The 13,311-nt window shown below is 42.2% G+C and carries 7 protein-coding genes; 2 read left to right on the forward strand and 5 right to left on the reverse strand.

Translation table 11 applies throughout. The annotated features are described in order from the left end of the window. Positions 1 to 357: 357 nt before the first annotated feature. A complete protein-coding gene (locus V7K48_RS05280; protein ID WP_335070229.1) occupies positions 358 to 1,353 on the reverse strand; it encodes a DUF1517 domain-containing protein in 996 nt (331 codons plus the stop codon). Positions 1,354 to 2,346: 993 nt separating this feature from the next. Here V7K48_RS05280 and V7K48_RS05285 point away from each other — a divergent pair. Further along, complete coding sequence (locus V7K48_RS05285) at positions 2,347 to 3,576, forward strand: glycosyltransferase family 4 protein (RefSeq protein ID WP_335070231.1); 1,230 nt, start codon at positions 2,347 to 2,349, stop codon at positions 3,574 to 3,576. A gap of 65 nt (positions 3,577 to 3,641) precedes the next feature. Here the strand turns inward: V7K48_RS05285 and V7K48_RS05290 are convergent, their stop codons facing one another. The 4 genes from V7K48_RS05290 to V7K48_RS05305 form a co-directional block, all read right to left on the reverse strand. Continuing rightward, positions 3,642 to 7,865 (reverse strand): nSTAND1 domain-containing NTPase, encoded by a 4,224-nt coding sequence (locus V7K48_RS05290; RefSeq protein WP_335070233.1) that lies wholly within the window; start codon positions 7,863 to 7,865, stop codon positions 3,642 to 3,644. Further along, entirely contained in the window at positions 7,849 to 8,187 is a 339-nt protein-coding gene (locus tag V7K48_RS05295) for a CU044_2847 family protein (protein WP_335070235.1), read from the reverse strand. Before V7K48_RS05295 ends, V7K48_RS05290 begins: the two co-directional genes overlap by 17 nt. A gap of 192 nt (positions 8,188 to 8,379) precedes the next feature. Further along, a complete protein-coding gene (gene thiS / locus V7K48_RS05300) occupies positions 8,380 to 8,592 on the reverse strand; it encodes a sulfur carrier protein ThiS (RefSeq protein ID WP_335070237.1) in 213 nt (70 codons plus the stop codon). A gap of 118 nt (positions 8,593 to 8,710) precedes the next feature. Beyond that, positions 8,711 to 9,829: a thiamine phosphate synthase gene (locus V7K48_RS05305; protein ID WP_335070239.1), complete on the reverse strand. Its 1,119-nt coding sequence runs from the start codon at positions 9,827 to 9,829 to the stop codon at positions 8,711 to 8,713. A 1,203-nt stretch (positions 9,830 to 11,032) separates the two neighbouring features. Here V7K48_RS05305 and V7K48_RS05310 point away from each other — a divergent pair. After that, positions 11,033 to 12,946, forward strand: coding sequence for a DUF1565 domain-containing protein (locus V7K48_RS05310; protein WP_442949408.1), 1,914 nt, complete (start codon positions 11,033 to 11,035; stop codon positions 12,944 to 12,946). Positions 12,947 to 13,311: the final 365 nt, after the last annotated feature.

Raw genomic sequence — 13,311 nt, forward strand, 5'->3', positions numbered from 1 at the left:
CTTAGGAAGAATTTTTCTAAAATATAGTTAAGTATATTAGGACTTACACATAATATATCATGTTCACTTAAAGACTTATCATGAAGATCGCAGGGGGCTTTCTAGCTCTTAGCTGGGGGAAAAGGGTTTTCCGGTTTTTGCACAGATGTGGTAATCATAACTAATTAACCGGACATGATACTTAAAGGGGATCTAGGTTTCAGTTTTCAGTGCGTAAGTCCTGGTATATCTAAGTTATACAAAAAACCGCTTGTCAATCACAAACGGTTTTCTAGTTATTGCCTTCAAGGGGAACTGATTTGTTGCGCCAAGATACCAAGTTTTTTCTTAGCGCTAAAGCGCGAAATTTTTTAGAGATTAAACAAGTCTCAAATCAGGATAATTTGCCAACACATCATCAGATGTCAGAGTATCATTTTCAGCTTGCGGAGTCCAAAGAACTTCAATTGCCAGAAGCTTTTCGCTAGGAATACTACCAATTTGCCGCAAAGCTTGACGCAAATCATCAGCACTGTTAATCGCTGTGGGGATTTCAAACTTACCTAGTGTCGCCGCCAGCAAGGTGACGATAATATATTCTCCAGCGCCTTCGGTAAATAGGCGGGTGGGGTTGTCGAGTTCACCAGCCGGTGGTAAAGCATCTTTGGCAAGGGCTGCTCTTAGCTGGTTGTTGACGTTAGAAAGAGTTTCTTCGCTAAACTTGCTGCGTTCTGCTAGTGACAGCCGATTAAACTGACCTTCAGCCGAATTTAAACTGGCTTGTTGAGTCCCACCACCTGCATATACAAAGTATTCGGGATGGCGGAGTAAAGCTAGACTGGCTTCTTGTAGAATTTCTGCTCTCCCCTCTGGGGTGTTAGTATCAGCAGTTTCAGCAATGTGATTGAGTTCATTTTGCAATTCACGGGCTTGAGCTAACAAACCTACTTGCAAACGAGTTACAGAAACAGGAGAGTTACTGCTGTAATCGGTTTCTGGAGTTTCACCGCTAGAGACGCGGCGGAAAGTTTGCAATAAGAAATTAGCAAGCGCAAAGAAAATTAAGATGCCAAATAGACCACCAAATCCTCCCCCAATACCCCAGAAGGGAAGTAGGAAGGGAAAGCCAAAACCACCACCAAAGCCGCCACCAAAGCCACCACCAGGATAGTATCCACCCCCACCAGGAGGTGCGTAGGTGCGCGGTGTATAGGTGCGGCTGGAAGGTACTCTAAAGGAACCACCACCGATCCGACCCCCACTGCGAGCCGCTAATGCTCCATCGGCGTGACCAAGAGCCAAAGCTAACATTAGGCTTAGGGCTAAGAAGGTTTTTAACAGCGGTTTGATGGTTTGTTGTAGTTTTTTACGCATAATACAATCGCTTGAAAAACGAAATTATTTATGATTTTTCCCCATGCTCGTAGGAGTGTTGCGATATGTCGCTAACGCCAGCCCGTAACAAGCAAGCTTTGTAGCATTTACGTAGCATTCACTTTTAGAGGCTACATATTCAATTTACCGCGTCTTCTCTTGGGTAAGCAGCGATCGCAGGGGGGATTTCTCGACTGGGGAACCGTACCTGAAGACATGTTCATCATCACAGAAATTTGCGACGTCTACGACGGGCTACGTCTTGAACTAGCACTTTCAGACTACAGTCTTGAATTATACAGATGATTTGAATTTTTAATGATTATTTTGATTAATTTTTTAATACTTCACTGAAACAGTGCTGAGTAAAAAAGTAAAATGACTAGGCTTAGGCATCAAATCAGTTTCGAGTAGTAAGTGCCTCGGCTGAGAGTGGGAAGATTCGTAAGTACTACTTCTTACTCACGACTTAGCATTCTTGAACCTACTTGTTTTGTCACAAGGCGGGAGAATATTTTTAAATTACGAAGAATATTTACTACATCTAGCGGCTTTTTATTTACGTGTACACAGATGGCTAGCAAGTGTCCGTGATGCCTATCAGTCAGCCCAGCCAGACACCAGATAGCTATCCGAGACTTATCCAACTTTTTGGCATTTTGGCACAACAGTCTACAGGATTCAGAATATTCTATTGAATGTGGCTAAATTTTGTAATTTTCGCAACAGTTGTTCACTTAGCAATTTGGCTACAAGTGCTAACTTTTATTTATTGTTCATCATGCACAGAAATTCTCAAGTAGTGAGAAATTTGCAGCAAAAATAAGAGCAACACAATAAAAAAACAATCTTCTTAGCTAATCTTCTAAAATCAGCTTAAAATTTGTCTACCAAATTCGTTTTAAAAGAAATAAAATAATAATTATGGCTTTGAAAGTAATCCTAATTGTAAATAAATTAAAAATTATTTGAAATATAGTCATCGACTTGATTATGGAAAATATTTCTCAACTAACAGCTGAAATTAGAGACAAAGCTGCATATCCAGATATTCTAGTCATATCGCGGATCTTCTTGCCAAAAGAAGCTGTAATTGGGGAATATATCTACAATCGCTGTCTCCAAGATCCAGAACGAGTTATTGTGCTAGCGGCTAGTTGCTCAGGAGATAAAGTATTTGATGAAGGTCAACAGTTTCCCGTGTATCGCTGGTTTTATCCTAAATACTGGCGTAGCGGCTGTGTGGGAAGTATCCTGAAGTCTTTGGTCAATATCGTCTGCTCATTTTTCCTAGCAATCAAACTCTATTTTCGCTATCACTACCGTTATATAGAGTGGGGTCACGGCTATGACTTTCCTTCACTGTTGCTATTAAGCTATTTCTTACCTATTCGCTTTTTTATCTATCTCCACGGCAATGATCTTCTTTGTACTTTACACAATCCTGTGCTGCGATCGCTCTTTAAACTAACACTTAAACGAGCCGAAGGTATTGTTTGTAACAGTTGTTATACAGAAGACTATCTCAGAACTGCTTTGCGATTAGATACTCCTACCCACGTGATTAACCCGGTAGTCAGACCAGAAAAATTTGGCAATGTTGCAAGTTCAAGTAGCCTTGATGATTTACGTGTCCGCGTGCGTCAGACGTACAACATTCCCGAAACAGCAATAGTTATTCTCTCGGTAGGAAGACTAGTAAAATATAAAAGCTTTGACCGAGTGATTGATAACATCCCACTACTGCTAACTTTTGGGGTGGATGTCCACTATATACTTTGCGGTCAAGGGCCAAGTGAATCTGAACTTAAATCTCTGGCGCATCGTTTGCGGGTAGATAAGCGAGTCCACTTTGCCGGATATGTGCCAGAGCGAGAATTAGCAGGTTATTATGCAGCTTGCGACATATTTGCGATGCTGACTTTATCGGATACTAAAGCTAATAGTATGGAGGGTTTTGGTATGGTTTATTTAGAAGCAAGTTACTTCGGTAAGCCTGTAATTGCCCCTCGCTTAGGCGGTGTTTTAGACACAGTTCAGCATGAGGAGAATGGGATACTGGTTAATCCCAATTCTGGTTATGAAGTTTTTCAAGCTTTCAATCGGTTGTGTAAAGACCAGCAACTACGTGAGCAACTCGGCCGCAAAGGTAAAGAATTAGCCAAGCGTAGAACTCTTCATCGATCGCTTTACAAATCAGAGGCAAGAAACGCGATTTTGTGAGATGAATGCACATCAAGCGAACGTCAAAAATAATATCAGCAATAATAGTAAAATGTTTCTTACATTCAACGACACACACTCAGTTTTTTCTTTTCATCAGGATTTGCAAGGTAATCTTTGAGGCGATCGCATCCTTCATGCAGCAGTTCATCTAATCCCCGGATACGCCACACTATTACCATCTGGTCTTCACTGGCTGTAGCCAGCAGTTTGTCATCCGGGCTAAAATCTGCACTTCTCACAAAGCCTTGATGACCTGTAAATTCTGCTACCTGTTGTCCAGATAAATTCCATAACCTAGTTGTGTATTTTGCTGAAGATATAGCCAGTAGTTTACCATCCCGACTGAAACTTATTTGTGTGACTCTGCCTTCATAAGTCTTAAATTCTTTTAACTGCTTTCCTGAATAATCCCATAGCCTGACAGTACCATCATCTCCAGATGTAGCCAATTTATTCTCCTTGGGGCTAAAACCAACAGTAGTAACATAGCCCTTATGACCGATCAATTTTTTAGGCGGCTGCTTACTACTAATATCCCACAGCAATGCTGTCCCTTTTTCTCCAACTGTAGCTAGCAGCTTGCCATCTCGACTAAATCTGGTAGTTTCAACTTTACCTTCATGCCGAAATTCTCCCAACTTCTTTCCTTCAAGATTCCACAGTATCGCTTTGCCATCATCTCCAGCAGTAACAAGCCTATTTCCTGTATTATCAAAACTAATACTCCGTATTGCTTGAGAATGCCCCTTGAAAGGTTTCCAACGATTTAACCAATCTCCGGTGCGCGTCCAGAGCTTTATTGTGCCATCTTTTCCACCTGTAACAATTAGGTTTTTTGCTTTGTCTGGGCTAAAACGTACAGTATTGACACCGCCTTGATAGCCTTTGAATTGTTTTACCAGCTGACCTTCGAGGTTCCAAAGCCTAATATAGTCATCATCTGAAGCTGTAACCAGCAAGTTGCCTTCTGGGTTAAAACGAACACTACTAACAACTTTTTCATGCCCCTCTAATTTGATTGAGGGATTTTTGGGTTTGATTAATGATTTACCTGAAACTGCCCAGAATCTCACCGTACCATCATCTTTTCCAGCAGTGGCAAGAGTGTTGCCTTCATTGTTAAATCGGATACTCACAACACTACCCTGATGACCCTTAAATTCTGCTTCCAGTGTTCTATTGAAATCCTTCCACAGCCTAACTTTGCCATCGCTACCTGATGTAGCAATCAGCTGATCATTACTAATACGAACTGTCTCCACACCTTCAGGGTGAGCCTCAAATTTTTTTTCTGCCAATTCTTTTCCTGAAAAATCCCACAGCCTGATGGTACCATCATCTCCAGCTGTAGCAAGTTGCTTTTTCTTGGGGTAAAACCATACACTGTTAACACTACATTTTTTAGTGTCTTTGACATTGCATTGATGACCTTTAAATATTGCTATCGGTTCTGTCTTATTGATATCCCAAAGCTTTGCCAGTCCATCCTCTCCAGCCGTAGCAAATTGCTGGTTATTATCAGAGTTAAAATTAAGGCTTTTGATACTACTGCTGTGAGCAGGTATTGTTTTAAAAATTTGTCCTTGGAGAGTCCACAATCTGACGTAGCCATCATCTCCAGCTGTTGCCAACAACTTTATCTTAGGAAGAAGACGGACACTGTTAACACTACATTTATCACCCTCTTTTGCTAAGTCGTCTTTTTTTAGATCACATTGATGATGTATAGATATTATCAAAGGTGGAGACCAATTCTGATCTGCTGATAAGAAATGCCACATGTGTGAGACATCCCACAGTTTTACCCAACCATTACTTGCACCTGTCGCTAATATTGTTTGATCTTCATTAAAATCGATACTTTTAATACTGTTATTGGGCAGTTTAGAATTTTTCAATGTTTTCAATGGCTTTCCTTGAAAATCCCGCCATGTGACTGTGTCATCTTCTCCACCGGCAACAATTAATTCCTGTTGGTTATCCTTTTGAATAAAACGGATACTATTTACACCTCTCTGGTAAGTTTTAATTTGATTTGTTTGATGAATATTATCCAGAATCTTCTGCAAAGCTAGCAGAGGACTTGTGGCTGGACAGTCTTGCAAACAATTACTATTCCAAAAAGCCATCTTTTGAACCTCTTGTCCGGCTTCCATTGCTGACACTAAAGCTTCTATTTCTCCATCGCCAGACTCAAAATTTTTTAAAGCAGTGACTCCAGAGGCTTCAACTTCAGCTGTCCATCGTAACCAAAATGCAAGCATAGCCAGCATTGAGACTACTACAAAACCACCTGTAAGCCCAAATAGAGTAAACTTGCGACGGCGTTCTTTTTGCTTACGATCGCGATCGCGCAATGTCAAACTCTTCTGGATGAAATCTTGCTCTGCTTGGCTCAATTCATTTCGGCGTTGCTTGAGCCAATTTTCTGCCTCCGCTAGGGGGACACCTCGCAGCAATGGCCCCTCATCTTGTCCGGTATTTTCCCACTGACGCATTCTGATTCGCAGTAATTCTTGCCAAGTACGGAAAGAGCGATCGCTCTCGATCCATCCGTGCAGTCGTCCCCATTCCCGAATCAGGGTTTCATGGACAATCTCTACCGTTTCTTTGCTAGCAGTTTCATCACGTCCAGTCACCACCAACCGTGCATCAGCTAGGCGCGTGACTAAATCCCAGTTATTTTCTCCCACGTCATTTCTGGTAGCTAGTCGGCGGGTGTCTTCTGTCCCTTCTCCAGGACGCACAAGTTGGACAAATACTTGCTGCGCCCGTTGTTGTTCCTCGGGTTTGAGTTTGCCAAACTCAGCTTCTGCATGGTTCGCCAACGACTTTTCGACACCGCCGATCACTTCATAAGCAGCATGAGTCATTTGACAATTTTGCTGCTTTACCCATAGTTGCGTCAAAGCGAATTCCAGTAAAGGCAAATTTCCTGGTGAATCTGCCACCGCTTGGAGAATCCGCTCTGCAAGACCCTCTTCTAACCTTACTCCTTGTTTGTTTGCAGGTTGAGCGATCGCCTGCTGCAATTCTTGTTGGTTCATCGGCGCAAGTTTTAAGTCAGCATTCTGCAAAGCATCGGCGAAACTACGATCAGAAAGTGCATATCCTAGAAAGTCAGCCCGCAAGGTCAGCAAAAGGGTAAAATTTTGTACCAGTTTAGCCGCTTCTAGTAATTGATTTAAAAATAGCTGGCGCTCTTTAACATCTGAGCAAGAAGTATAAAGTTCCTCCAATTGATCGACCACCAGTAACAGGCGCTTATCCTCGTTCTCTGACAAAACCTGAGATAAAAAAGTATGTACTAGTTGTCCCTCTCGCAACGCACTAGCTAATTTTCCGGCATCAATATCTTGTTGTATCTTTGTTTCCTTTGGTTCACGCAGGCGCACAATGACTGCTGCTAATTCATCTACAGGATGAGTTTTTGGGCGAAAAGATTCGATCAGCCAATTGCCTAGTTGGCGTAGATGCGGAATCAAACCTGCGAATACTACGCTGGATTTACCACTACCAGATGCCCCAATCACCGCGATCAATGACTGTATTTGGACTGTATCTACTAGTTTCTGGGTGAAAATATCCCGCCCAAAGAAAAATTTTGTATCTTCTTCCCGGAAAGGAAATAAACCGCGATAGGGACATGAGGCAATAGCTTGCTCACGCAACACAGACCATGCACTCACCAACACTTGTGTGGGAATCATAAACCCAACTTTGGCTTCTGGTCGGTTGATGTCTACTGCTACTGCTATTCCTGCTATACCCTGAAGCTCACCATCCCATATAGGCGCACCACTGAAACCAGGCTGTAGTGCATAACCTGGTTGTTTCACATCCTCTAGCTGCACCCAACCTTTAGCTGTGCGTCCACGTAAAACGCCAGTAGCCCAAACACCATCTGATTGTCCTGCTGGAAAACCCAATACTCTCAAAGGATGTCCTGCCCAATCATCAGATGTAATTAATGGTGCGAGTAAAGCTTTATCTGGAGAAGAATGTTTTAATTCCAATCCAGCAATATCTTCTAGTGCCATACCAGGATTCACAGGTAGCCAGAAAACAACCTTAGCTTGGAGGAGTTGTTTGGCTGCCACTATGGGAAAATCTAAGGTGATTTCTAAATCTGGCATTTGAGCAGTTGTTCTGGGAAGTCCCAAAGCATCAGCTACCACATGGGCGCAGGTGAGGATGTACTTTCGGGAAACTAAGAAACCAGCACCAATTACTTTGCCACTGTTGGAGTAAATCCTGACAATAGATAACTCAAGGGGTGCTGCCATTTTGTGAATCTTTTTTCCACTTCAGGGTGATTTCATAGTTGACTTCACTATTGCCAGAAGCTACAACCGCCCCAAGTTGAGCGCTAATCTTAATGCCAAACTTGACTTCCACTTCATCAGCCGGTTGTTTGATGCTGCCTATTTTGGTAATAATTGCATTAGCTATCGGCTTGACAGTTTCTAGGGCTGACTCGAAAGTTTGTGTAGCTTTATCAACCACTTGGTCTCGCAAACCGATGCGCTCGTCGGTTTGTGCTGCTTCGTCTACTTCAACAAGAATGGATTCGCCACTTTCAAGAGGAAATTCTACTATACGTTTCACAATAAATTTAAAAAATTGAGTATAAATACGTAAAACTCCATATATACAGATTATAGAGAGTTTTCTATTACTTGAAGTTCCCAGATAATGCAATTTTTAGAATCTAACGATAATTTTGCAACCCCAAATAGGTTGATCAGAAATATGCCGAAAACCCTTGAGTTGAAACAGACTAAAACTGGCTCACATAAACTAACCGCCACCAACAATAGTTACCACTTCTAAGCGATCGCCTGGCTGCACTTTTGTTTGCGGCCAAAACTGGCGGTGTAAAATTTCACCGTTATACTCTACAGCCACTAAGCGGGGGTTGAAACCTAACTGTTGGAGCAAATCTGGTAAAAAAGTTTGAAACGAGCAGCTATGGGTTTCCCCATTTACCTGAATTGTAATCTCATTAGACATAAATCATGTTGGGCATTGGGCATTGAAAGCTAGTTTTTTATCCATCGTTTGTGGTGAATAATAGTGCATGGGAATATTTCACCAAGTTGGTTGCAGAAAACCATTTTGAATTTTGAATTTATAAAGGTTCTGGTTTAATTCGATTGAGTTGGGAGAGCAAATATTGCGTCACCAGAGTCGGCTGTTCGGCTTGCATGAGCGATCGCACTACGGCTACACGTTCGGCTCCGGCATCGATCACATCATTGATATTATTTGCATCTATTCCCCCAATAGCAAACCAGGGAATTGAGCAATTTTTGGCAGCATAGCCGACATATTCTAGCCCTGTTGCTGCCTTACCTACTTTCGTAGGAGTTTCATAAACTGGCCCCACGCCAATGTAATCTACACCTTCAGCAATTGCTGCTTGCATTTCTTCTTTATTTGTGGTAGAAAGACCTATCAGACGCTGCGAACCGAGTAATTGCCGAGCCACAGCAATGGGCATATCTTGTTGTCCCAGATGTACCCCATCTGCATCAACTGCCAAAGCCAGATCCACGCGATCGTTAACAATGAACAAAGCACCGTAGATGTGGCATAACTGCCGGAGTTTTCTAGCTTGTTCCAGACGCAAAGAATCATCGGCGGTTTTGTCGCGGTACTGTAGGAGCGTTAATCCACCTTTGAGTGCAGCTTCGACGTTGTTCAATAAAGTTTCACTAGGGGAAGTAACAAAATACAGACGCGATCGCCACAATAATTGATGGCGCTGATGACCCATTAAACTACTTTCTAAGGTATAAACCTGATAGCGCATCTGCTTACAAGCTTTAGCCATAGTTGGGTGATAAAGCTTGCCGTATTCTTCCAGCACCCGCAATGCTTCTTCGATGCGGCAAAAGTTAGCTTGCAACACTGATTTGATACTAGCTCGTTCTTCTTCCTGAGGATGAGTTAACTCAGTCCCAGGATCGCCTGGTGTATCTCGCGCCGCCCGCAATTGGGAGGTATGCAACTTGGCTACCTCTTGTCGCATGTGCTTGCATTCAAGAGCCAACTGGGCATTGTTCAATCCAAACCGACACCATTCCTCAATAATTCGCAAGCCCTCACGAGCGCGGTCTAAATTGGCATCTAAAATCCGGTAAACAACTTGCTGTATTTGCTCTTTTTGGCTGTATGGCTCGACCATTACAACAACCCCGTTAGTGCTTTCATCGAAATGTGAATTATCATATGTCCTAGTAATCATAATTTAATTAATTTGCTTTTTTTTACTCAATTTTTGCTAAATCTACGCAAACAAACGTAGTAGCCAGGGTTACAATCAATTATCCCATGTTCCTATAGGCAGTGATCAGGGTAGTTTGAGGCTACAGTTTCGCGCTAAGGTTAGTCAAGTATTTTAAGGTAAACGACTAGTTTACAAAAGATTGGGAAGAGCGGATACACCAGAAAATCGACAGTGGGCAGAAGCAATAGCACGGTAATATAAGCTGATCTTAATTACTCAGATGCAGGATTACTTGACCCTAGCCTAGCTAAGTCTTTTAATATCAAGCAATTAGCTACAATTACTCAACTGCTTACAACTAAACTATTCTCTAAGTTAGGATCTTTATAGGAAGAGTTTGGAGATTGGAAAATTCAAGCAAAGCAAATCTAAAAAACAACTTCTAAGAAAAAGTTTGTCGGATATCAAAAATTGATTAAATGTTTTTTATAAAATGAACTAACAGATACTTTCGGTAATTAGTAACCAATGAATATCAAATTAAAAAGTGTTTTTGATGATTAAATAACATCTGGTCAAAAAGCAATAAATAAAAAACAATTAACAAAAGATTATTTTCGATAAATTAAAAAAACTTAGATTATAGCAATTCTTGGCCAGACTGGGGGCTTAATATCATGTCCGCCAAATTACCCATAATAAAACAACCCCACCCCGCAAAAGCTACGCTTTAGCTCCCCTCCTCGCCTGCGGAGAGGGGTTGGGGGTGGGGTTGTTCGGGTTTAATAAGCAATCAAGCGGACATGACATAAGTCCCTTGTTCTATGCAACCTCACAGGTAATCTGTATTATCTCGTTCTACGCTCCATATAAGAATGCCCATCTAGAGGCAGCAGCCCTCCAAACACATCTTTGACTTTGGCAAAGAATTGAGATATTGAAAATTTTTGGGTGGTAGAAAACTAATATATAGGCGATGCCTACGGCAAGGGCAAAGCCAACGCCAAAATCAAATCGAGGTAAAATCCTTGGTTTTACGATACTTACACGTATCTTGACAGGTATACCTTATTCCCTACCTCTTCCTAGTCTCCAATCGCTTAGTTTATTACTATGTATTAAATATCGCCAATCGGTCAATATGTGAGTAATATTATCGACATAATACTCTCTAAGAGTATAAGAATTTATTGTTACTTCTAAAGAGTTGTGTAAAATATGATGCTCCCTAGTGTGTTTACTGAGTACCGTAGAGTAAATGTTTTGTTTGCAAAGCTGAAGTTTCTGAAATCAGCAAGGCTTTTATTTTTTAGTTTTTCAGTATTATCTTTTACCGTAGGCATGGGAGCGGCAAGTATGGCGTTCCTGGGTACAAGCTTGGGTAGCGCGATCGCTCAGATTCCATTAACTCTAGATTCTGCGCCTCTGGGTGAGAAAACAAATTCTCAGGCTAACGTGCTGTTTGTCAACTCAAGTGGCGGAAATGACAGTACAGGTAATGGCAGCGAATCCGCTCCGGTGAAAACGATTACCCAAGCGTTGCGATTAGCTAAAGCTAATACTATAATTATGCTCTCCACGGGCACTTATAGCGCCGAGACAGGAGAGATATTCCCATTAATGCTGAAACCGGGTGTTTCAATTCAAGGCAACCCTAGCAATCAAGGCAAGGATATTATCCTTCAGGGAGGTGGTGATTACCTGAGTCGGAGCTTTGCCGGTCAAAACGTCACAATTGTGGGAGCAAACCAAGCCTTGCTGACTGGGGTGACGGTAACGAACCCGAACCGCCGTGGTTACGGTTTATGGATTGAATCTAGCAATCCGGTAATCGCGGAAAATACATTTATTGGTAGTACCCAAGATGGGATTTCCGTCAGTGGTAATGCTGCACCCACTATTAGCAAGAATTACTTCGATCGCAATGGAGCCAATGGGATCACAATTGCCGGTAACTCCAGTCCCCAAGTAAAGGAAAATGTCTTTCACCAAACGGGTTATGGGATCAATATTGCCCAAAATGCCGCTCCTATAATCATAGGTAATCAAATTCAGCACAATAGATCGGGAATTGTGGTGCAAGCAAATGCCCACCCGATTTTGCGGAATAATTCTATTCGAGATAATAAAGAAGATGGTTTAGTTGCGATCGCTCAAGCAATGCCAGATTTGGGTAATGCATCCGAACTTGGGGGTAATGCATTTCAAAATAATGCCCGCTACGACATTAACGCCAGCGCTGCCAAACAGGTGATTTCTGCTGCTGGTAACAATCTTGTGAGCGATCGCATCACTGGCAAGGTAGATATTAACGGTACAACAGCACTCGCAGCCCCAACTTCTCAACCCGCTCCTGTCCCCAACAATGTGTTACGAGAAATCCCACCAACTGGAGAAATCACCTTCTCGGCTCCTGAAATCTCTGAAACTACCAATGGGCAAACTAGCAATAGCATTTCAGCAACTAATCGTGTTCCTGGACAATTAAACAGTCAGCTGCTGCCATTGTTGCCAGCTAATATACCACTTTCCGCGCCCATATCCAATCAACCGCAAGCCACCTCTAAAGTTGCCGGTTTTCCTACTCCTAGCAGCTTGTCAGGTAGACAAATACCAACTAACACTTCAAGAATTGCAACTTCCAGTCCAGCAGAGCCACCTAATACGCCACAGTTAAATTATGTGCGGATTGATCCTAATACCATTGAGTTTACTGCCCCTGAGTACCCATCCAATTCAGTTGCACAGCCACCAGTTGCCAGCACGAAAAATCAAACGCAGCAGCCATCACCAATACTAGAAACTTCTACCCGGGGTGCTTCAAGACTTTTACCACTTTCTGATCACAATATCCCCATTAGTAATACTCGCAATCTGCAAACAAGTTCTGCAAGTATCCCTTATGGGGGTAACTCTGCGACACAATTTGGTATACGTTATCGCGTAGTAGTTCCACTGTTCACTGATAAAGATCAAAATTTAGTGCGATTGCTTGCTCCTGATGCGTTTCCCACAGTTTGGCAAGGTCAAAAAGTTATGCAAGCAGGAGTATTTAGCAGTGAATATAACGCTAAAGAAATGCTTAAAACACTCTCTAGCAACGGTTTAAGAGCCATTATGGAGCCGTTGAATTAATTGGGCATTGGGCATAAGGCAAAAGGGGTGGAGGGGAAAGACTTACATCCCCTCCAGTCTTTTTCCTCAATTTTGAATTTTGATGTAAAGGCGATCGCTCTTTAACGGGTAAAGTAAACTGAAGACAGAAATACCACAAATCCAAGAATTGCCCCCATGAGCGTTCAAATCGAATTTCAGGTTACCGCTCCACCGTTTCGTTGGGATGAAGCTGGAGGTATTCGCATCGGTCAAAGCCGCATTACTCTCGATAGCTTGCTAGCAACCCAGTAAGCTGTTCCACATTTAACTTGCTATAACAGCATTACCTTTATTTTTGACTTGACGCTGCCATTTAATAATTAATTCACCTTGATTGAGCAGTC

The sequence above is a fragment of the Nostoc sp. genome (genome assembly GCF_036919615.1).
GTDB lineage: Bacteria > Cyanobacteriota > Cyanobacteriia > Cyanobacteriales > Nostocaceae > Nostoc.

What these genes read in the sequence shown, in the direction of transcription:
- V7K48_RS05310 (WP_442949408.1), top strand. Translation starts at nt 11,033, where the DNA reads ATGCTCCCTAGTGTGTTTACTGAGTACCGTAGAGTAAATGTTTTGTTT.
- V7K48_RS05280 (WP_335070229.1), bottom strand. Translation starts at nt 1,353, where the DNA reads ATGCGTAAAAAACTACAACAAACCATCAAACCGCTGTTAAAAACCTTC.
- V7K48_RS05305 (WP_335070239.1), bottom strand. Translation starts at nt 9,829, where the DNA reads ATGATTACTAGGACATATGATAATTCACATTTCGATGAAAGCACTAAC.
- V7K48_RS05285 (WP_335070231.1), top strand. Translation starts at nt 2,347, where the DNA reads ATGGAAAATATTTCTCAACTAACAGCTGAAATTAGAGACAAAGCTGCA.
- thiS (WP_335070237.1), bottom strand. Translation starts at nt 8,592, where the DNA reads ATGTCTAATGAGATTACAATTCAGGTAAATGGGGAAACCCATAGCTGC.
- V7K48_RS05290 (WP_335070233.1), bottom strand. Translation starts at nt 7,865, where the DNA reads ATGGCAGCACCCCTTGAGTTATCTATTGTCAGGATTTACTCCAACAGT.